Genomic DNA, 19,744 nt, shown 5'->3' on the forward strand with positions numbered 1-19,744 from the left:
ACTGGTCCACCCCAGTGAAGGTCGATGACGGAAGGCACCCCTCAGGCGGCTCGCGGTAGTCACGGACTTGTCTCCGCGGCCCTCGGACCTGCCCCATGAACAGCGGGCCCGGCCGCACCCTTCTCTGACGACGGCCCGCGATGTACGCCTCCTGCGGCACACGCGCCCGGCACCTTGCGCTCGGGAGGGCGGGAGCTGGTCGTCGGGCACGTCGACGGGAACTGCTTGCACTTCGACAGTGCAAGGTCGACACCGTCGGAAACGAATACCTCGTGCGCGGTCACACCGAAGTTGCTGCGCCGCAGCAGCCCTGTAGCGGAGGTTCCCGCGCGGGTTGTCCCGAAGATGTCGGCGGCCGGTCCAGCGGCGGCGGCCACCAGTTCCAACTGGGCATGCTGGGGCAGCAGCCCCAGCCCTCGCGGCCTCCGAAGAAGCCGTTCTTCACCCACCACACGGACCGCGAGTGAAGGACGGCGGTGGCTGCCGAGACGCGATCGATGAGGTAGCGCGGCAGGTTCGAGTCATAGAGGGCGTCGTGGTAGGCGGTGGTGTCGCCGAGCAGCCGGTCGTAGTTCTCCGTCACGTATGCCGCTACGTCGTCGGCGGAGCTCCACCAGTTCTTGTACTGACGGCCGCCCCGCCGTTGTAGTTCTTCGCGCCGGGGAAGTGCCGGCTGAGGGTGACGGGGACGGTCCTCTTCTCGCCCGGTTTCAGAGTGACCGGGACAGCGAGTGCGCCGTCGACGGTCGTGTGGTCAGTAGGGCGCGCGGCGTCCTGCGCGCCGCTGAGCCTACCGTCGTCCGATACGTCATCCGCGAGCGAACTCGGCGAATTCCAAGCGGCGGTGGCGGATGCGTCCTTGCCGAACGCGGTGAGGTTCCCGCCGGTCATGACCTGACGGTTCGTCCGGCGGGCTTCTGGTCGTCGCATCACGCCGGTGAGTCCGCGGGTTTGAGATCGAGCGGTGGTGAGGGAAGCCCGAAGTGATCGGCGATGATCCGCACCGTCCGGGCGCCATCCGCGTTGAAGCCGGGATCCGTGTCGTACCCCGGAGTGTCCCGGCCGACGATCCCGGCTTCCAGCAGCTCGCGTACGAGCAGGTCGGCCATGCCTCCGGCACGCCGTGATTCGCGGCGTCGGCCAAGGTTGAAGTACGTCTGCTCGAACCCGCCTCGGTTGTAGGTGAACTGGAACGGGTGCTCGGCGCAGTGAGGAACCATGTAGTTCTGCCCGTGCGGGCACGCGCATGCGGGCGTGGATGCCAGGAACACGGTTTCAATGCGAGACGGTCGGCAGGGTCATGCCCTTGCAGAAAGTGACGAAGGTGTTCGGGGCAAGCCGGATCACTTCGCGGTCACCCCTGGAGACAGAGGCGGTGACGGCAGTGCGAAGTAGTCGGCGATCACTGTCACGAGACGCTCGTGTTCGTCGTAGTGGTGGTCGAAACAGTCGTGACTGTCGTCGTCTTGTTGTGCGCATTCCGCGGTGGGGCCAATGAGGTTCGCGGCCAGGAGTTCGGGAGAGAGGTAGTCCGGGTTCTCGCTCACCCGCTGCTGAAGGTCCTCGAAGCTGAACCAGAGGATCGTGCGGCCGTCCCGGTGATACCCGAATGCGGGCGGGAATGCCTTGGCACTGCAGGGCTCGGTCACGAACACGACGATCTCCGCGCCGTCTTGGCACATGCCGCTGTAGTCGACATCGTCGTAGTCCTCTGCGTCCCAGTTGTGCATGTCGTGCACCGCCCACGCCCACCCGTTCGCCTCGCCGTATGCGAGGGGTTCTCGCAGCCGGTCGCCAAGGCATCGGACGAAAGCGTCGAGTGGCATGCCCCGGGCGAACACGACATTCACCTCGTGGCCGGGGAAGGTTCCCTGTATCCAGTTGGTCATGCGAGCACCCTAGGCGCTGGGAACGACAACCGGACGAGGAGACAATCTCCACAATCCGACAGTCATGAACCCAATGAAGCGCTCCGGGTCTGTTGGAGGATCGACGCCCTGAGAGGACCGACCCATGGTCCGTCGATCGCCCCACCCCGCCGAGCTTCGCCGGCCTGCGGTGCGTATGGTCGCGGAGGTCCGCCCAACTACCCGTCGAACAGTCAGGACGATTACGGCCAGCGCCGCGACAGCGGCTGAGAGGGGCTCGGCCGCGCCGGGCGGGCGCCGACGAAGCGCCACCTTCCGTCCCATCGGCGGACAGCCGGGGCCGGCCGCGCCGCCTGAGGCAGGTGGATGGGGCTGTCACTCACTCGAGTGATCGGCTCGTGCGCCACGCGGGTTGCTTCTAGGCTTCGGGCATGCCCTGGAATTGGATGCAGATCAAGCTTCACCCACCGAAGCCCGGCAAGGCCGGATACGGCGAAGCGGCGGTCGGGAACGGCGGGTTGACGTACGACGAGGCGCGCGACGAGGTGTATGGCTTCCTGCTGGCCATGGCACAGCTGCCGGTGCCGACCGCTGCTGTGTACGCCGAGGCGGCCGACCTGTGGCGCCGTGGCGTCCTTGATGACGTACTTACCGCCGGGCTTTTGGTGTCGCGGGTATACGAGTACGGGCGGCTGCCGGGTGAGACGGCGGAACGGGCGGCGCAATCACTGATGGAGGAGTTCAGCATGAACACGACCGGGGAGCCACACAGGGTGATCCTGTCCGGCAAATCCCCCGGTGGTCGTTCGCAGCCTTGACGAGCAGCCGAAGTGCGGCCGCTTCATGAGTGGGCGGCGCCCAGTGGTCCGGGCCGTCCGGGTGTCCCGCGCCGAAGACGTTCGCGCGGCGCCTGCGACAGGCCCGAGCGAGTGTTCCCGGGGTAGGGCGGGTCCGCCAAAGCAGTCATCTCTCGGACCCGCGGACCCAGGCCACCGGAAGGCCGGCTCGGGCCAGCTCCGCCCCACGATCACCGGCCCGGACTCCGGGGCTGGACCGTCGCCGAAGGCATCGACGATGTGGAGGTCCACGATGCCGGCTTTCCGACGAACCGGATGCAGATCACTACGGGATTTCCTCAGTCGGGAGCTCCGTGATCGAGGACGGCACTGTGAGGCGGATGAGCTTCGGGACCTGGGCTGGCTGGGTGTTCGAGGGTGCCGGGCAAGCCGGAGGGCGGCTGTGCGGGGGCTGCGGTGAACGGGTGAGGCCGGGAGCGCGGCCCGATGCCGGGTACTGTTCGGCGGTGTGTTGTGCCAGGCAGTGGCACCGGAACTGGGTGCCGAGGGTCCGTGGCCCGTGCCGGTCCCGGAACGGCCCGACGGCAGGGCGGCTGTGCCCCGCACCGGCGTGGGCACCGCCGTACGGTCTGCCTGGCCGCCCGCACAGCATGGAACACACCGGTCCCGTAGGCCGGTTGGCTCGCGGTGGAGGAAGAACTCGTCCGCCCGGCCGCCGACCGCGTCGAAGGCGCACCGGCAGACGAGGGCGAGGCCCTCGGCCGTGGTGCCGAGGTGCCGCGGATCGTTGGTGCGCAGGCGCGGAATCCAGCGTTTCGGGGTGGTGGTGCCGTCCGGGCCGTCAGGCGCGGCTGGACGTAGGCGGCGCCGGGGTTCTGCTCGGCCTCGGCGACCAGGCGAGTACGTCTTCACGGGGGAATGGCGTTGCTGTCCAGGAAGAACAGGTAGTCGCCCGGGAGATCGGTCTCCGCGAGGGCGCGGGACCCGGCGTTGCGGCCGCCGGGGATGCCGAGGTTCTCCATCAGGACGACCGTTCGGGCACAGGCCGGGACGATGCCCGGGGTGCAGTCGTTGCCGACGACGCAGATCCGCAGATCGACGTCATGCTTGGCGAGGAGCGCGGCCTGCGTGGCCCTCTCCTTCCTGGGGCGGTTGTTCACGGTCAGCAGCACGACGTGGACGCGGGGGTGCGGCACGTCTTTTCCTTCTGGGGGACCACGGCGCCGGGCAGAGCACGGAGCAACTCGGCGGACAGAGCGGACTTCCCGCCGCCGAAGGGGCCGTTGATCCAGACGATCACGTGCCCTCCAGGCCGGGAGGGACAGCTCCCATCCGCTCAACGGGGGCCGGGAGGACGGCGTCACGGCCCGGCCACTGGAACACCAGGCGGGCGTGCCTCTTGTCCACGACGTCCCCGGCGGGCAGCCGGTGATCGGGGGTGCCGGCTGGGTGGACGGTCAGGGCCGGACCGTCACCGTTTCGCACATCGCGGTCCCAGGCCCGGACCGTGGCCGCCACCTGCGAGGCAAGCACCGGCCCCTGGTCGCCGAACGCGTGGACGGTGAACTCCCACAGCCGATCGGCCGGGTTGTCGCCGTGCCGGGTCTGGACGTGGGTGAGGTACGCCAGCGAGGCTTCGCCGAGGATCGCCGGTGCGTCCGCGCCCTTCGCGATCTGGGTGATGCCGGTGTCCTTGCCGCGGTCGACGGCCAGGCGGCAGAAGGAAGGAAGTGTCGTGGCTGCGAACAGCTGCAGCGAGCCGAAGTACACGCCGCTGCCCACGGTCACGCCCGTGGCCACCTCGTGACGCGGACCGCACAGCGCCTCCTCCAGCCCCTCGGTCGCCACGGGCCGGCCGTCTTCGAAGCGGATCTGCAGCTGGCCGTCCAACAGGTCGACAATCGGGGTGTTCCGGGCATGCTTGCCCTGGTCACGGACGAACCCGCAGTGCGTGAAGCCCCGTGCTCGCAGTACATCTCCCTGCCGCTGGAAGGTGATCGAGCGGGTGTAGCCGTGGATGTCCAGCGGCACCACCAGGTGCCCGCCCTCGGTGAGCTGCTCACGCCAGGCATGGGCGATGTCCCAGACGTTGTGGGTGATCACGCTCGCGTCGAACCCGCCCCGGGGGACATGCCGGAGTGGTGCGCCGAGGCTGCCGTCGCCGTGGAGGGCGGTAACGCGCCCACTGCCGGCTTCCGCGGTGAACCGGCGGGTGCGGTGCACGACATACGGGTCGATGTCGACAGTGACGACTCGCCCGCCCGGGCCAACGACATGGGCGATCAACTCGGCGTTGTAGCCGCCGGATCCCGCCTCGTACACACTCGCGCCCGGCCGGAGGCGGAGGCCTTCGACCATGTCGGCCTGGAGCCAGGCCGCGGACACCGAGCTGATGGCCTGCCCGGTGTCGTCACGGCGGGTGACTACGGCCAAGTTGTCGGCGTAGGCGGTCGTGAGGTCCGTCTCCGGCGTGAACCGGTGCCGGGGCACCGTGCGGAGTGCTTCCTGGACGGGAGCGGAGGGAGCCCAGCCGCCCGCGATGACGGCGTCGGCCATTTGGTGGCGAAGCCGAACAGCCTCGGCCGGTTCCCCGGCTGCCGCGGGGTGGTCAACGGCGTGCGGGTAGGCGTGAATCGATGGCAGGCCGGGGATGACTCCGGGCCATACCGCGTCCAGCGCCTGCGCTGCCGGAGCGAAGACATCGCCGATATGGGCGAGTGCATGCAGGTCCAGCCACTCCCACCGGGCGAACAGCGCTTCCTCCCGGTTGGTCAGTGTCCCGGACCAGGCGGTGACGCGGACGACCGCGGTGAGGCGCGGCACGCCGTGGCTGTCGTCGACGAGCATCGTCAGCACGTGTGCGTCGACCTCGGCTGCGATCAGGCCGGTTTCCTCGGCCAGCTCGCGCACGGCTGCTGCCGCGAAGTTCTCCGAGCCGCTCGTCTTTCCTCCCGGGAGCTCCCACATCCGCCTGGTGGAGCGGCCGAGGAGAACCCGGCCCGCAGCGTCGGTGACCACCGTGAGCGCTGCCGTGTATGCGTGACCTTTGCCCGCTCGTTTCTCCACGGCCCTGGTGTCGGTGTGGCACGGGCCGCGCAGGATCAGGACAGCGAGCTCGTCCGCCTCCAGTCTCTCCGCTTCTTTCCAGCCCGCGGTGAGCAGGCTGATCTCGTGCTCGTCGAGGGCGACGTCGCGCCGCTCGGGCGGCGTGTGCGCGGTCGTGGGCGTGATGATCACGAGCGTGCCGCCGGCCCGCAGACGCTCGCCGAGCATATGTAGAACGCGGGTCCGGTCGCGCAGGAACGCGTACGCGAGCCGCAACGTGATCAGGTCATAGCCCTTGTTCAACGCGTCGAGGTCGTCCTGCTCGATGTCCAGGCGCAGCCAGCGCACCTGCTCGGCGCCGGCGTGCTCTGCCCGGGCGCGGATGAGGGCGTTGTCGGCGTAGTCGATCCCGTCCACCTGGTAGCCGATCCCGGCCAGGAATGCAACGAGGCCGCCGGTCCCGCACCCCACATCCAGGGCGCGGCCGCCGTCCGGGGCGGGAACGTGCTCGCTGAGCACGGCCCGCTCGGCATCCCCGAGCCACCTGAACCCCTTGCCGTCCTTGTAGTGCGTGTCCCATTCCTGCGGCAAGACGTATCCCACGGTGCTCCTCATCCGGTGCGGTCGATGTTTGCTGGAGTGCGCCGCAGGGCTTGCCGGCGCGCAGTGTCAGACGGGTTTCGAGCTCCGCGGGCCCTCTTCGGTAAAGCCCGTCCGTCCGGGCATCGTGGGCAGACGGTCATGGCCCGGGTCTGTCGGCGTGCATGGGTGTTCCACCGGCCCGTACAGGGCAGCCTTCGCCCTCTCATATCAGCGTCCAGTGCCCATCTCCGTAGCTGAAGTGCCACCATCCCGTGCCATGGTTCACAAGGCCGGCTGAGGACAGTGCCGCAAGGAGAATGTGGCGATTCGAGCGGGCGCGCGGACTGATGGTGTCCGCCTGCGTGTAGCAGGCGCCGGCGCTCTCCTCCGGCGTTCGCGCTCACGGCCGTGCCCATATCCGGCTCCACCCCGTAGGCGTCCACGAGAGTGGGATCGACCGCGGCCCCGGCGCTGTGCGGGGCGATCTCCGGAGGCGATACACACCGGCTGGCCGCTGCCCGCAGCTGCGCGGGCGCGGCGCGGGTGGCCGGGCGGGGTGTGGTCACGGTGTCAACCTTTCCGAAGAGCCCAGGAACGGCGAGGTGCTTGTGCAGCGGTGGGCGGCGCGGAGCCGGGCGAGGGTACGGCGGCCGCGTTCCACCAGTTCGGGATCTCCCATGCGCCTGCCGTACTGGATCCCGGAGAGGGAATCGAGCGCCGACTCAACGGCCAGGCGCTCCTCCTCGATCTGGGTCAGCGGCCTTCCGTACCCGACCATCAGCGACTCGTACGGATCGGGGCGGTTGGCCCAGGCGTCCGACAATCGCGCGAAGTCCCGTACGGCGGGGCCCTCTTCGCTGCGCTCGAAGTCGACAAGGTGCAGGCTGCCGTCGTCGGCGAGGAGAAGGTTGCGCAGCTGGAAGTCGCCGTGTGTTACCACCGCGTCGAGCACCGGCAGCGCTTCGGCCCGCTTGGCCACCGTGCGGATGAACTCCTCGTCGCCCGGGCCCAGGTGCGGACGGGCGGCGTCGAGGTGGCGCTCCAGCTTTTCCAGTGGCGCGTCGTCTCCGGGCCCGTACGGCCTGCGCCGGGTGCTGCGGTGGATCGCGGCGGCGAGCTGCCCGATCGACCGGAAGATGCTCTGCTGCTCGACGGGAGTGTGGACCGCGCCGTGCAGGGGGCGGCCCGGGACCGCGGTCACAACAACGGCCCGCAGCTCGTGGTCGGCGGCCACGAGCCGGGGCGCAGCCGCGCCCAGCCCAGGAACCCAGTTCCTGTAAGCGGTGACTTCACGGTCATGGAAGCGGTCGTTCTGGTGAATCTTCACGAACCACACGCCACCGCCGGCGCCCCGCGCTCGCCAGATCCGGCTGCTCTCCCTGGCCCAAGAGACGTCCGCCCAGTCGGTGATCCGGCCGACTGCCCGCTCGGCGAAGTCCCGCACCGCAGGGTCCGGCATCCCTCCTCCCGCCCCGCGGTCGGGGACGAGGCGCAACCGGTCCGCCGTTCGGTCGTCGGCGATTGGGTCGCCGGGCTCCTGGAAATGCACCGCGAGCCGGGCACCGGCCCTGTAGGAGTCCAGCCCCGCCCGGCAGTAAGCGACCATCGGGATGGGCAGGTCGTCGAGCGGGAACCAGTCCATGCCGTCACACACGTTCGGCTCCATGATCCGCGGGGTGCCCTGCCAGCGCCTGACCTCGCAGAAGAACCCCACGCGCGCGCCCCCGCCGGGGCTGCGGTGGTGCACGGTGACGGCCGCGTGGACATCGGCCGGGTCCACAACGATGTCCGTCTCCTCCCGGGTCTCCCGTACGAGGGCGGTGACGACGTCCTCGTGAGGTCCGTCGAGGTGACCGGACGGAAGGTGCCAGAGTCCCGCCGCGTAGACCGAGCCGGCCCGGCGCGAGAGCAGCACCTCCGGCTCCGTCTCACCGTCACGGCGCAAGATCAGGTGGACGTCCAGTGGCTCGGTGTGTCGCCCGCCGTCGTTCACGCGCCACCGCCGCGGCGGGCGAGCAGCACGGTGAACACGGCCGCCTTGACGAGCCCGCCCTGACAGGCGTAGCCGTCCAGGAGCCGGAGGGCATCGGCCTCGAAGGCGCCGTGGCGGTGCCCGAAGAGCTCGGGGCAGGCGAAGCTCGTGCCGCGCAGGCAGCCGACGACCTGGTTCGATGCCCATGTGTGGCGGATGGGGAAGCGGTGCTTGGTGGCGTCGCTGAACGCGGATTCGGCCAGGTCGTCCTCGTAGCGGATTCGCGGCTCGGTGTAAACGCCGCTCGCGTCGGCCCGCCGCTCGGCGCCGAGGCAGGACTGGATCAGTTCCTTCAGGGCCGACGTCCACTCCACCTCGTGTGTCCAGAGGCTGCCGTCGCCCATGACCGCCACTGTCGCCTCGGGTGTGGTGACGCGGTCGGCCATCGCCGGCGCAGCCGGACGGTCCATTCGGTGAAAGGCCCGCGCGCAGGTGACCAGATCGGCTTTGCAGCCGTCGAACGGCGCGCTGAACTCCTCGGCGGCGACGGAGTGCAAGGCCGCCGTCGACTGCCCGAGCAGTGGCCGGAGCAACCCGGAGGCTGTGCGGAGCATGTCGTTGTCCCGGTCGACGGGGTCCACGACGGCGATCCGGGGAACGGCGGGCAGCAGGGCGGCCGGTACCCGACCGGTGCCCGAGCCCAGATCGAGCAGCGCCGGCTGGTCGATGCCCCCCAGGGTTCCGGCGAGGAGCTGAACGGCCTCGCCGGGGATTCCGGGGCGGCAGCGGGTGTAGTCGGACGCCGCCGGGTCGAACCGGTTCACGACTCTCCTTCTTCGGTGTGGGAAGCGGGTGTCAGGCGGGTTGCCCGGGCATCGCCGCGAGCGGCGGCAGTACCCATTGCAGGGCGTCGGGGCCCGTGCCGGAGGTGACGTGCTGCTGCCCGCCATCGGCCGGGATGTCGACGTAGAACCGGTCGGGGGAACCAGCACGTGTCCAGAGGTTGTGGATGTTCTCGAGTTCGGCCCACACATCGCGCGGCCCGTGGACGTGGACGGTGCCGTCGCCGGGACCGGCCACGGCCCAGGAGTCGTCCTCGGGTGCGACGACGGCGAGCGTGTCGGCCTGGAAGTGCCGGAACACCCCTGGCACGAGGTATGCGGCCGACAGCCAGAACCCGTATGCCTCGTCCGCAGGCGGGGTGAAGGTGGTGGTGCGGGGGCGGCCGGGGCGGTCCGCGATCCGGTGAAGGTGGTGCTGGGCGGTGAGCCAGGTGTATCCGTACAGGGGCCGGTGGCCGCGGGGTCCGCCTTCCAGGACGGCCTCGATGCGACCTGTCGCCGTACGCGTCACCAGACAGCGTCCGGGCCAGCTCGGCGTCCGCGTCGTCAACGTGGTCAGCAGCCGCCCGCCGGGCGCGAGTTGGTCCATCCACGCCGACGGCAGGCACGGTACGCCGATCCCGGAGTGGATCCGGTCGTACGGCGCCCGAGGCGCGTGGCCGTCGAGTGCGTCGCCGGCCACCATCGTTGCGCCGGCGCCGAGCCGTTCGAGGTTGTTCTGCGCGAACGCGGCCATGTGCTCGTCCCGTTCGACGCCGACCGCCCGCCGGGGCCCGGTGAGTGCGGCAGCGAGTGCGAGCGAGACACCCGGCCCGGTACCGAGGTCCAGGTAACCGTGTCCAGCGGCGATCCGCATCCTCTGGAGGACCTCCACGGTATAGGGGATGAACGTCGACATCGCCGTCATCCGGCCCCCGCTCACGGCACCGCGCACCTGGCTCTCCGGCGGCTCGCCGTCACGCTGGACCAGGACCGACTCGCCCGAGTACACGAGTTCCTGCCACTCGGCCCGGTCGTTGGGATGCGTTCCGTCCAGCAGCTCCCACACCACCGGATCGGTACCCGGCTCGCTACGCCGTACGTACGCGCGCGGCAGCAGCACGCCGCGATCCAGGCGCGACAGCGCCTCCCGCAGGCGCGGATCAGTCAACACCCCATCGGCTTGCAGTCGTTCGACCAGCGTCCGGCGGGCCCCCGCCGCGTTGCCGGGCTGCGCGTCAACCAGCGAGTCGTCCGTGCCGGAATCGGATCCCACCACGGTTCACCTGCCGTCCGGGGCCGGTGCTGCGGACTCCCAGCCGAGCTCGGTGTACGCCGTGCCGGCGAGGATGCCCTCGATAGCGGCACGGATATACGGGACCACTGGGTCCGGCAGGGCGTCGAGCGGCCACCACTGCCAGGCCGTGCACCTGTCGGGCTCGCGGACCTTCGGCTCTCCGTCCCATCGGCTCGCCTGGAAGAACAGCTGAAGCCGAGGTTCGGCGTTCTCGTGATCGTCGAGCAGGTGCACGGTGTGCACCAGGCTGAGGTCTGCGGGCTCGATGGCGATCCCGGCCTCCTCGTACGCCTCCCTGACCAGGCACGAACGAACGCTCTCCCTTTCCACACGACCGGCCAGGGCATGCCATTCGCCGCCCGCGAACGCCGTACTCGCGTGACGCAGGCCGAGGAGAGTGCAGTTCTCGCGCTTCAGGAACAGGTGCGCGCCGATCACGTTCTTCACCGCTCCCGCCCCACCCTGCCCGGCGCCGTCCCGCGGCCCGGGCACCTGTGGGGCGGGGTGCTCAGCATGGTGCGCCTTGATCACTTTGTGGGCCCACGGGCACATCGACAGCTGCTCCATGGTGGCGACGTCGAACCAGGCGAACATGATCCCCTCGCTGACGGGCAGGTCGTGGGCGACGCCGTCCCATCGGGCTGTGTAGACCTGGATGTTCCCCGCGGTGACGTTCGGGCCGTGGGCCCGCGCCGTTGTGTAGGGGGCGACGTGGGGGAGGACGAGCCCCGTTTCTTCGAGGATTTCGCGGGCGATCGCCTCGTCCAGGGTCTCGCCGGGCTCGGGCCCGCCGCCGACCAGGGACCATGTACCGGGGTCGCAAATCGGTTTATGTGCATCCCTCAGGTGCAGGAGGTACTTGCCGTGGCTGTTGACGAGCAGCACAGCGGTGCTTTGCGGCTGGGCGGAGGAGGATACGTTCAAGGAATTGCCGCCTTGGTGGGAGGAGTTGGGGGTTGTGACGGTCATCTGCTGCAGTGTGCGGAGCGGGGAGTGGTACAGGACGGCAAGCGGCACAACCGACAAGGCGGTGCCGACGGCGAGGGGTGGGGCGCACGTTGGTCCAGGTCCCGCGTCCACCGGCGAGCAGCGTGGCCACAGGGCAGGATCCAGTCGTCGGTCAGGTGCTGACGGCCTGCATCCGGGCCTGCTTGTCTGCCGCGGTGACGCACTGGCGAATCGACTCGACCGTGAGGGCGACAGCGGTCAGCGGCTTCCTCGTTCATGCCCCCACCTCGTATCCGGTTGGGCTGAGCGGCGGGCGAAGGTGTCAACCTGCTGCACCCCAGGAGTGGGAAGAGCCATGACGGGCCGCCGTGCGAATCCGAGAAGCTGATGCGCGGAAGTAGGGATTCACGGTGTCCTCCATCTGGGCGCATGGGTGGTACTGGTGCTCCAAAAACGCGCTGAATCCGGTCCCGTCACGGCACTTTCGAGAGGATTTCTTGAACGCATGTTCTGATTGTGGTGATCGGTCGTGCGGGCTGCGGCGGCCGTTCTTCAAACTCGTTCGACTGGGTCTGGGTCACACTCACGGGGGATTGCCTCGGCCAGTGCGCCTCGCGTGCGGGCACGGTCGGCCAGGCCCTGGCGACTCGCCCGGCCGAGGCGGTGGTGGGGACGCCGAGGTCGTCGATCAGATCAGCGAGAGCGTAGGGGCAACATGCGTGCCCTCAAAGGGGACTTGACAGGTCGGAAGCCGGTGGATCGGGGCCGATGCGGTTGTCAACTCGTGCAGCCGGAGTCCGAGCTCGGTCCGTGCTCGAGCGGACCCAGGGCCAACGGACCGAGAGTATGACGTGCACACGTCTTGACTGGTGGTCGTTACCGAACGCACCGTTGCTGGGTCGATCTTTCCAAGGGGGGTACATGAACAGCAAGGTGCTCGGCGCGTCTACGGTCCTGGCCCTCTTGGCTGTGGTGGGCGCCTCGCCGGCGCCTGTCTCCTCCGAGCCGCAGCCGGGGCCGACGCGTGCCCTGCCGCTGGGCGCCGTCGGCTTGACCGAGACCCGCAGCACGCGGACGCTGCAGCCCGGTGTCACCCTCACGCGGATCGTGCGCGGTGCCGACGCCCCGCCGCTTGCGTGGACGGTCGAGGTTGCCATACCCGGCGGTGCCACTTCGCCGGACCCCGACGCGCCGGCGACGGCCCTGAAGGACCGGGCGAGCGCCGACGAGCTGACTGCCGACGTTCGGGGGACGGCTTCGACGCCCGGGTCGAGGAAGTCACGACTCCGGCCGTCGCCGACTACGCGGGTGGAACGCTTGGGTGGCGGGTCCGGGTCGGGCAGTTCGACTCGCAGTCCGCCGCGACGGCCGAGCTCACCCGGCTGAGAGGGGCCGGGTACTCCGGGTCTGCCGTATACAGCGGCTGGGACGGCAACTCCGCGGACCGTGGTCCGTGGCGGATCGACGTGCTCACCATCGATCCGGACCGGTTCCGCGGCGGGCTCAAGGCGTCGTACGGTCCCGATCTGGAGAACCGCGAGAAGACCAGTGAGCTGGCGGCCGCAGCCGGCGCGACCGCAGCGGTCAACGCCGGGTTCTTCGTCCTCGACCCGCGAGCCGGGGCACCGGGCGATCCGGCCGGCGTCGGCGTCTACGACGGCCGACTGCTGAGCGAGCCGGTGAACGGGCGCCCGGGCCTGGTGATGCGCGACTCCGGCCGGCACAGCAGGGTCGTCCGGCTCACCTGGAAGGGGCGGGTCGTCGGCCGGGATGCGTCGCAACCCCTGGACGGCATCGACCGCGTACCGGGCTTGATCAGGAACTGCGGCGGTACCGCCGACGACATTCCGACCTCGCTGCCCCTGCACGACGTGACCTGCACCGACCGCGACGAGCTCATCGCCTTCACGCCTGAATACGGTCGGCAGACGCCGCAGGGCGACGGCCTCGAGGCCGTACTGGACACCCGCGGACAGGTCCTGGAGCTGCGCTCACCACGCGGCGGACCGCTGCCGGCCGGCGGCAGCTCCGTGCAGGCGACCGGCACCCGCGTCACCGAACTGGCCGCCCTGGCGCAGGTCGGCCGTCCCCTGCGCGTCGAGAGGACGTTGCGGGACGGCAGCGGCCGCAAGGTCTCCCCGTCCCGGGGGACCAGCATGCTCAACGGAGGTCCCGAACTGGTCCGCGACGGACGCCTGCACGTCACGCCTGCGACCGACGGGATGGTGCAGCCCGGCAACGCGAGCTTCTACTACGGCTGGGTGCACAAGCGCAATCCACGCACGCTGGCCGGGGTGGACGCCGCCGGCAGGACCGTACTGGTCACGGCCGACGGACGCAGCACGGACGCGCTCGGGCTGAGCATCCCCGAGAGCGCCGCCGTCGCCAGGGCACTCGGCCTGCGCGACGCGGTCAATCTCGACGGCGGCGGGTCGACCACCATGGTGGTCGACGGAGAAGTGATCAACGATCCGTCCGACGCGGCCGGTGAACGCCCCGTCGGGGACGCACTGCTGATCCTGCCCGACCGGGGCTGACCCGGAGAACGCCCGAGCCGGCGACCACCGACCGCCAGGAGCCGCCATGACCACCATCCCGATCCGCCGAGCCCGCTTCCTGCTCGTCCTTGCCGCGCTGCTGCTCACCCTGGCGTCGACCCCGTCGGCGCCGGCCGGCGCGTCGACAGTGTCACCCGCCGGGGTAGCGGGCGGGTTCGGGCCCTCGTCCCGGGGTGCCGAGGTTGTCGCCGCCTCCCAGGTCGCCGACCGGCAGGTCGACCTGTCGGTCCGTTCACCGGCCCTCGGCGGCCGGACGGTGAACGTGCGCCTGCTCACGCCCGATGGCTGGGACCCGGACGACCGGAGCCGGCACTGGCCGACTCTCTGGCTGCTGCACGGCTGCTGCGGGGACTACACGTCGTGGACCAGTCGGACCGACGTTGCGCGGACCGACAGCCTGCGCGACGTCCTCGTGGTCATGCCGGAAGCCGGCTGGAACGGCTGGTACAGCGACTGGTGGAACTACGGCCAGGGCGATGACCCGGCATGGGAGACCTTCCACACCAAGGAACTGCGCCTCCTCCTTGAGCACGACTGGGGCGCGAGCAGGAACCGCGTCGTGGCGGGGCTTTCGATGGGTGGTCAGGGCGCCCTGATGTATGCCGCCCGGCACCCCGGGATGTTCAAGGCGGCCGCGGCGTACTCCGGCTCTGTGCACCCGCTGCTCAACGACGAGTCGGTGAACCGCATCATGGGGTTCTTCGCCGGTGAGGGCAACGACCCGCTGAAGGTCTGGGGCGACCCGGTTGCGCAACGTGACATCTGGACGGCCCACGACCCGTTCCACCTGGCCAAGCGACTCAGGTCGATCCCCGTCTACCTGTCCTGCGGTGACGGCACCACCGGCCCCTTGGACCCGCCGGGCACCACGAGCGCGCTCGAGGCGGACTTCAACAGGCAGAACCAGGCCCTTGCGAGCGAGCTCGAACGCCAGGGCGCGAAGCACGTGACCACCCACTTCTACGGACCTGGAACCCACGGATGGGCGTACTGGCAGCGTGAGTTGCACTCCTCGCTGCCGATGCTGCTCCATGCCTTGCGGGCCGACGGTTGAACGGCCACGTGCCGAGATCATCCGCCGGTGCATCGTCGCCGCGCCCTGGCCAGCCGTGTCCGGGATGAGCCCCAGGCCGGGCAAGGGCGATCGTGGGATCGTCACCGGTTACGGTGATCTCGTCTGCAAGCTGTGGCAGTTCCGCCACCGGTTCGGTCCGGGTGTCCCGCCCTCGAAACCCCCCATCGCCCCGCCTCCGCTGGAAAGATGGCGGTCCATGAACGACAGCACCCCCGGCCGGAAGGCCCGCGAGCTGCTTACCCAGGCATCCCAGCACCCGGTTGCCAGTCCTCAACGCGACGCGCTGGTGACCGAAGCCGCCGTGTGGGCACGGCTCGAGCACGCAGCCGTCATGGAGCATCACACAGCCGCATCGGTCGACATCGAGTCCGCCCTGACTTCCTTCGCCGACACTGTGCAGAGACTGGGCAGCGAGCTCGGCAACCTGACCGAGCACATCAAGCTCGGCCAGAAGTGAGCGAGCACGCGAAGGGAGGGCAGCGCGGCGGTTGCGTGCTGCGATGACGGTGAGGCGCTGGGGCAGGCGGCGCGGCGGGCTGCCCTTCGAAACCGCTGAACGCCGACTCGCGTAGGGCTATGGCCTTGCGCTGCACCACGGCCTCCTCCAGGCGCCGGACCGGGATGTCGACGCCGGGCCCGATCAGCTGCCCCGTACCGTTGCCGGCTCCGCGCGACCGCTCAAGCAGCCGCCCGATACCCCGGCAGACCCCGCACGACCGCTCGAGCAGCTCTGCGATGCCGTGCCGACCACCCTGCTGTCCGGGCCCCGATCCGGTGACGCGGCCCTGCTCATTGCCCGCCCCCGCCACCGCAGGCAGGGCGGGCCGTCCGGGGGAGCTGCTCCTGGCGGAGATCCTTTCGGAGTACCGGTCCCGGCGATGAGGGCCGGAGCGATCGGGTTAGTCTGTCCGTCGTACCGGACACGGGGTGCCCCATCCGAGGGCTGAGATCACACCCGTCGAACCTGAACCAGTTCGTACTGGCGGAGGGATGTCTTCCATGCCTTTGGCGCATGTACCCGGCGGTCTGCCCGCCGACGGCCGGCAGACCGTCTTCGACGGACGGATGCCGACGGCCCCCGGCGACCTCCGTGTCGAAGCGCACGGTATAGAGCCGGTCCCCGAGAGCAACCGCTACGGCGGTCCCGGGCGCCTGTTCACCGTATGGTTCGCTCCCAATCTGACCATGACCGGCGTGTTCACCGGCACCGTCGGCATCGCCCTCGGACTGGACTTCGCAGCCGCGCTCACCGCCGTCGCGCTGGGCACCGTCCTCGGCGCAATACCCACCGCCTATTTGGGCACCTGGGGGAGCCAGACCGGTGCCGGGCAGCTGCCGCTGGCCCGGCTCGCCTTCGGCCGCGGCGTGGCGGTGCCCGGCATCCTGCAGTGGCTGTCCTCGGTCGCCTGGGACGCGCTGATCGGGCTGTTCGGCGGGGACGCGCTCGCGCGGCTGTGCGGCTGGCCGTTCTGGCTCGGTGTCCTGGTCATGCTGGTGGCCCAGGGAGCCCTCGGCGTGCTGGGCTACGAGGCCATCCACCGGCTTCAGATCGTCATGACCTTCGTGCTCGCCGCCGCGTTCGCGCTGATCGCCTGGCGGCTGCTCGACGGTGTCCACCCCGCCGGCACCGGGACCGCGCACGGCGCGGACCAGGTCGGCGCGTTCGTCCTGACCAGCACCATCGCGCTGAGTCTGACCCTGTCCTGGGCTCCGTACGCCAGCGACTTCAGCCGCTACCTGCCGCGCACCACCTCGCGCCCACGCATCTTCTGGTGCACACTGCTCGGCCTTGTGGTGTCCTTCGTCGCCGTGCAGACACTCGGCCTGTGGGGCGCCTCCGTGCTGACCGACCAGACCGCCGCGGGCGTGGACGAGCTGCTGGGCGGCGGGGCCTTGGGCGCGTTCGGACTGCTCGCCGTGGCGCTGGCGGCCCTCAGCAGCAACGCCATGAACGACTACAGCGGTTCCTTGGCGCTGCAGACCGTGGGCGTGCGCCTTCCGCGCCCGGCGGCTGCCGCCCTCGCCGCCGTGCTCGGCTTCCCTCTCGTGCTGTGGATGCACGCCGCCGACACCACGGACCGCTTCCAGAACGTGCTGCTGTTCGTCGGCTACTGGATTCCCGGTTTCGTGGCGATCGTCGTCGTCGACTGGCTCGCCCGGCCGGGCGAGGGGCGGCGCCGCGATCGACCTCGCCGCCGAGACCGCCCGGTCACAGCCCGGATGGCCCCCGTTGCTGGCGTTCGTCGTCGCCTTCGCTGCCGCCGTACCGTTCATGGACACCAGTCTGTACGTGGGCCCGGTGGCAGCCGCCCTGCACGGCGCCGACCTCTCGTACTACGTGGCGTTCCTCGTGGCCCTGGCGGTATACGCCCCACTGCGGCTGTGCCACCGGCCGCAGGGCTGACCGCCGCCGGCCGACGGATCCCGACGTCCCGCCACCATCCCCTCCCGCACGGAGCGACTTCGAATGCCCTCGACATCCTCGACATCCGCCGATCACACCGTCTTTGTCCCGCAGGCCCTCGTACGCGTGCGGACGGACTCCCCGCTGGTGCAGTGTCTGACCAACTCGGTGGTCACCGGGTTCACCGCCAACGTCCTGCTGGCGCTGGGCGCTTCACCGGCCATGGTCGACCTTCCGGAAGAAGCCGGCCCGTTCGCCCGGATCGCCTCGGGCGTCCTGGTCAATCTCGGCACCCCGCACGCCGAGCAGCGCTCCGCCATGGTCGAGGCCGCGCGGGCGGCGGCCTCGGCCGGTACACCGTGGGTGCTCGACCCGGTTGCGGTCGGCGCCCTGCCGGTACGCACCGCGCTGGCACGAGAGCTCCTGGAGCTGCGGCCGACAGTCATCCGGGGCAACGCGTCCGAGATCATCGCACTCGCGGGCGCGGGCGGTGGCGGTCGTGGCGTGGATTCCTCCCACGGCGTCGAGGCCGCGAAGGAATCAGCACGCGCGCTGGCCCGTACGACCGACTGCGTGGTCGCCGTGTCGGGGCCTGTCGACTTCGTCACCGACGGGGCGCGCAGTACCCGGATTGCCCACGGGCATGCCCTGCTGACCCGGGTGACGGGTGGCGGCTGTGCGCTGGGTGCGGTGATGGCAGCCTTCGCGGCGGTCGACGAGGACCCCTTCACCGCGACGGTGGCCGCCGTCACCGCGTACACGGTCGCAGCCGAGCTCGCCGCGAAGCAGGCATCCGGGCCCGGCAGCTTCGCCGTCTCGTTCCTCGACGCGCTCGCCGCGCTGGAGGAATCCGACCTCGCCCAGCAGGCGGCGCTCTCGTGACCGCGGCACCGGTGGATCTGTCGGTCTACCTGGTCACGGACGCGGCCCAGTGCGCGGCCCGCGGCCGAAGCGTGGCCGAGACCGTCGCCCGGGCCGTGGCCGGCGGCGTCACCGCCGTGCAGATCCGGGAGAAGCACGCCGCCGGAAGGGAGTTCCTGCGGACGGTCCTGGAGGTGGCCGCCGTCGTCCCCGAACGGGTGGCGCTGATCATCAACGACCGGGTGGACGTGTTCCTGGCGGCCCGGGCAGCCGGGGCGCGCGTCACCGGGGTCCACGTCGGCCAGTCGGATCTGCCGCCGGCCGCGGTACGCGAACTGATCGGTGAGCACGCGGTCCTGGGCCTGAGCGCAGCCAGCCCCGGCGAACTGCGCGCCGCCGCCGAAGGTCCGGCACGCGTCCACCACATCGGCATCGGCGCGCTGCACGCGACCCGGACCAAGGCGGATGCCCCGGCGGCACTCGGCCATGACGGTTTCGCCCGCCTCGCCCGGCTCAGCGATCTGCCGGTCGTGGCCATCGGCGGCGTCACCCCGGCCGACCTGCCGCGCCTGCGGGATGCCGGGGCGGCGGGTGCCGCCGCCGTCTCCGGTATCTGCGCGGCCGAGGACCCCCGAGCAGCGGCCCGCGCCTACGCCCGGGCATGGACCCGCAACCGAGAGGAGAGCCACATATGACCGCGCCGCCCCGCGTGCTGACGATCGCCGGATCCGACTCCGGCGGAGGAGCCGGAATCCAGGCCGACCTGAAAACCATGCTGGCGCTCGGCGCCCACGGCATGAGCGTGCTCACGGCTGTCACGGCACAGAACTCTCTGGGCGTGCAGGGCGCATGGGAACTCCCCGTGGAGGCGGTGCGCGCGCAGTACCGCAGTGTCGTGGACGACATCGGTGTCCAGGCGGTCAAGACGGGGATGCTGTCCTCGCCCGAGCTGGTCACGGCGGTCGCCGAGCTGTTGTCGGACGTGGCGGCCCCGGTTGTCGTGGACCCGGTGAGTGTGTCCAAGCACGGCGACAAGCTGCTGGCCGACGACGCGCTGGATGCCGTACGGACCGCGCTGCTGCCGGTCGCGACGGTGGCCACGCCGAATCTCGACGAGGCCGCGCAGCTCACCGGCATCACGGTGACGGACGAAGCAGACATGCGCCACGCCGCCGCACGGCTGCTCACGTACGGGCCCCGTTGGGTGATGGTGAAGGGCGGCCACCTGCCGGGCAAGGCGGCGGACCTGCTGACGGACGGCGAGGAGGAGCACTGGCTGCGCGCTCCGCGGCACGACAACCGGCACACCCACGGCACGGGCTGCACGCTCGCCTCGGCCATCGCGGTGGGCCTGGCACAGGGCCGCCCGGTACCGGATGCCGTGCGCCGGGCCAAGGAGTACGTCACCGCGGCGATCGCGGCCGGGTTCGCGCTGGGGGCGGGCATCGGGCCGGTGGACCACGGGTGGCGGATCCACGCGCGCAGCTGACGCCGGTCGATGATTCCCGCACCGCCG

At 70.5% G+C, this 19,744-nt stretch carries 16 protein-coding genes, 3 pseudogenes and 1 riboswitch; of the genes and pseudogenes, 8 read left to right on the forward strand and 11 right to left on the reverse strand.

Features of this window, described 5'->3' with window-relative positions; translation table 11 throughout:
• Window positions 1-280 precede the first annotated feature (280 nt).
• From GA0115254_RS39065 to GA0115254_RS39080, 4 genes are all read right to left on the reverse strand, one after another.
• On the reverse strand, window positions 281-583 hold the full coding sequence (locus GA0115254_RS39065; RefSeq protein WP_093899999.1) for a hypothetical protein: 303 nt from the start codon (window positions 581-583) through the stop codon (window positions 281-283).
• A gap of 8 nt (window positions 584-591) precedes the next feature.
• Window positions 592-891 carry a GH116 family glycosyl-hydrolase gene (locus tag GA0115254_RS39070; protein WP_093900000.1) on the reverse strand — a complete coding sequence of 100 codons (300 nt, stop codon included), beginning with the start codon at window positions 889-891 and terminating at the stop codon, window positions 592-594.
• Window positions 892-929: 38 nt separating this feature from the next.
• The gene (locus GA0115254_RS39075) at window positions 930-1,271 is read right to left on the reverse strand and encodes a hypothetical protein (RefSeq protein ID WP_256103006.1); all 342 of its coding nucleotides are present in this window, start codon (window positions 1,269-1,271) and stop codon (window positions 930-932) included.
• A 72-nt stretch (window positions 1,272-1,343) separates the two neighbouring features.
• Window positions 1,344-1,889 (reverse strand): hypothetical protein, encoded by a 546-nt coding sequence (locus tag GA0115254_RS39080; protein ID WP_093900001.1) that lies wholly within the window; start codon window positions 1,887-1,889, stop codon window positions 1,344-1,346.
• A 410-nt stretch (window positions 1,890-2,299) separates the two neighbouring features.
• Here GA0115254_RS39080 and GA0115254_RS39085 point away from each other — a divergent pair, with 410 nt between their 5' ends.
• The gene (locus tag GA0115254_RS39085) at window positions 2,300-2,686 is read left to right on the forward strand and encodes a hypothetical protein (RefSeq protein ID WP_141720988.1); all 387 of its coding nucleotides are present in this window, start codon (window positions 2,300-2,302) and stop codon (window positions 2,684-2,686) included.
• Window positions 2,687-3,573: 887 nt separating this feature from the next.
• On the opposite strand, the gene GA0115254_RS39090 is transcribed toward GA0115254_RS39085, so the two are convergent.
• The 7 genes and pseudogenes from GA0115254_RS39090 to GA0115254_RS39120 all read right to left on the reverse strand — a co-directional run bounded on the left by GA0115254_RS39090 (window position 3,574) and on the right by GA0115254_RS39120 (window position 11,351).
• Window positions 3,574-3,861 (reverse strand): glycosyltransferase family 2 protein, encoded by a 288-nt coding sequence (locus tag GA0115254_RS39090; protein ID WP_141720989.1) that lies wholly within the window; start codon window positions 3,859-3,861, stop codon window positions 3,574-3,576.
• Between the two features lie 100 nt (window positions 3,862-3,961).
• Complete coding sequence (gene fxlM, locus GA0115254_RS39095; protein ID WP_256103007.1) at window positions 3,962-6,313, reverse strand: methyltransferase, FxLD system; 2,352 nt, start codon at window positions 6,311-6,313, stop codon at window positions 3,962-3,964.
• 168 nt (window positions 6,314-6,481) lie between these two features.
• Window positions 6,482-6,819 (reverse strand): annotated as a pseudogene (locus GA0115254_RS39100) (M15 family metallopeptidase); the annotation flags it as partial.
• Window positions 6,820-6,854: 35 nt separating this feature from the next.
• Complete coding sequence (locus GA0115254_RS39105) at window positions 6,855-8,285, reverse strand: phosphotransferase (RefSeq protein WP_093900005.1); 1,431 nt, start codon at window positions 8,283-8,285, stop codon at window positions 6,855-6,857.
• Entirely contained in the window at window positions 8,282-9,088 is an 807-nt protein-coding gene (locus tag GA0115254_RS39110; RefSeq protein ID WP_093900006.1) for a class I SAM-dependent methyltransferase, read from the reverse strand. Before GA0115254_RS39110 ends, GA0115254_RS39105 begins: the two co-directional genes overlap by 4 nt.
• A 31-nt stretch (window positions 9,089-9,119) precedes the next feature.
• Window positions 9,120-10,361 (reverse strand): methyltransferase domain-containing protein, encoded by a 1,242-nt coding sequence (locus GA0115254_RS39115; protein WP_256103008.1) that lies wholly within the window; start codon window positions 10,359-10,361, stop codon window positions 9,120-9,122.
• Window positions 10,362-10,367: 6 nt separating this feature from the next.
• A complete protein-coding gene (locus GA0115254_RS39120; RefSeq protein ID WP_093900031.1) occupies window positions 10,368-11,351 on the reverse strand; it encodes an NUDIX hydrolase in 984 nt (327 codons plus the stop codon).
• 900 nt (window positions 11,352-12,251) lie between these two features.
• Between GA0115254_RS39120 and GA0115254_RS39125 the strand changes: the two are divergent.
• The 7 genes and pseudogenes from GA0115254_RS39125 to thiD all read left to right on the forward strand — a co-directional run bounded on the left by GA0115254_RS39125 (window position 12,252) and on the right by thiD (window position 19,717).
• Window positions 12,252-13,867 (forward strand): annotated as a pseudogene (locus GA0115254_RS39125) (phosphodiester glycosidase family protein).
• Window positions 13,868-13,913: 46 nt separating this feature from the next.
• Entirely contained in the window at window positions 13,914-14,942 is a 1,029-nt protein-coding gene (locus GA0115254_RS39130) for an alpha/beta hydrolase (RefSeq protein WP_093900007.1), read from the forward strand.
• Between the two features lie 217 nt (window positions 14,943-15,159).
• Window positions 15,160-15,420 carry a hypothetical protein gene (locus GA0115254_RS44045; protein WP_141720990.1) on the forward strand — a complete coding sequence of 87 codons (261 nt, stop codon included), beginning with the start codon at window positions 15,160-15,162 and terminating at the stop codon, window positions 15,418-15,420.
• Window positions 15,421-15,876: 456 nt separating this feature from the next.
• Window positions 15,877-15,971: riboswitch (TPP riboswitch) on the forward strand.
• Between the two features lie 57 nt (window positions 15,972-16,028).
• Window positions 16,029-17,367: pseudogene (locus GA0115254_RS39140) on the forward strand (cytosine permease).
• Between the two features lie 63 nt (window positions 17,368-17,430).
• Complete coding sequence (thiM, locus tag GA0115254_RS39145; protein WP_093900009.1) at window positions 17,431-18,249, forward strand: hydroxyethylthiazole kinase; 819 nt, start codon at window positions 17,431-17,433, stop codon at window positions 18,247-18,249.
• Complete coding sequence (thiE, locus tag GA0115254_RS39150; RefSeq protein ID WP_093900010.1) at window positions 18,246-18,923, forward strand: thiamine phosphate synthase; 678 nt, start codon at window positions 18,246-18,248, stop codon at window positions 18,921-18,923. Before thiM ends, thiE begins: the two co-directional genes overlap by 4 nt.
• The gene (gene thiD / locus GA0115254_RS39155) at window positions 18,920-19,717 is read left to right on the forward strand and encodes a bifunctional hydroxymethylpyrimidine kinase/phosphomethylpyrimidine kinase (protein ID WP_093900011.1); all 798 of its coding nucleotides are present in this window, start codon (window positions 18,920-18,922) and stop codon (window positions 19,715-19,717) included. Before thiE ends, thiD begins: the two co-directional genes overlap by 4 nt.
• The last annotated feature ends 27 nt before the right edge of the window (window positions 19,718-19,744 follow it).

Source organism: Streptomyces sp. Ncost-T10-10d, assembly GCF_900091955.1.
Classification (GTDB): Bacteria; Actinomycetota; Actinomycetes; order Streptomycetales; family Streptomycetaceae; genus Streptomyces.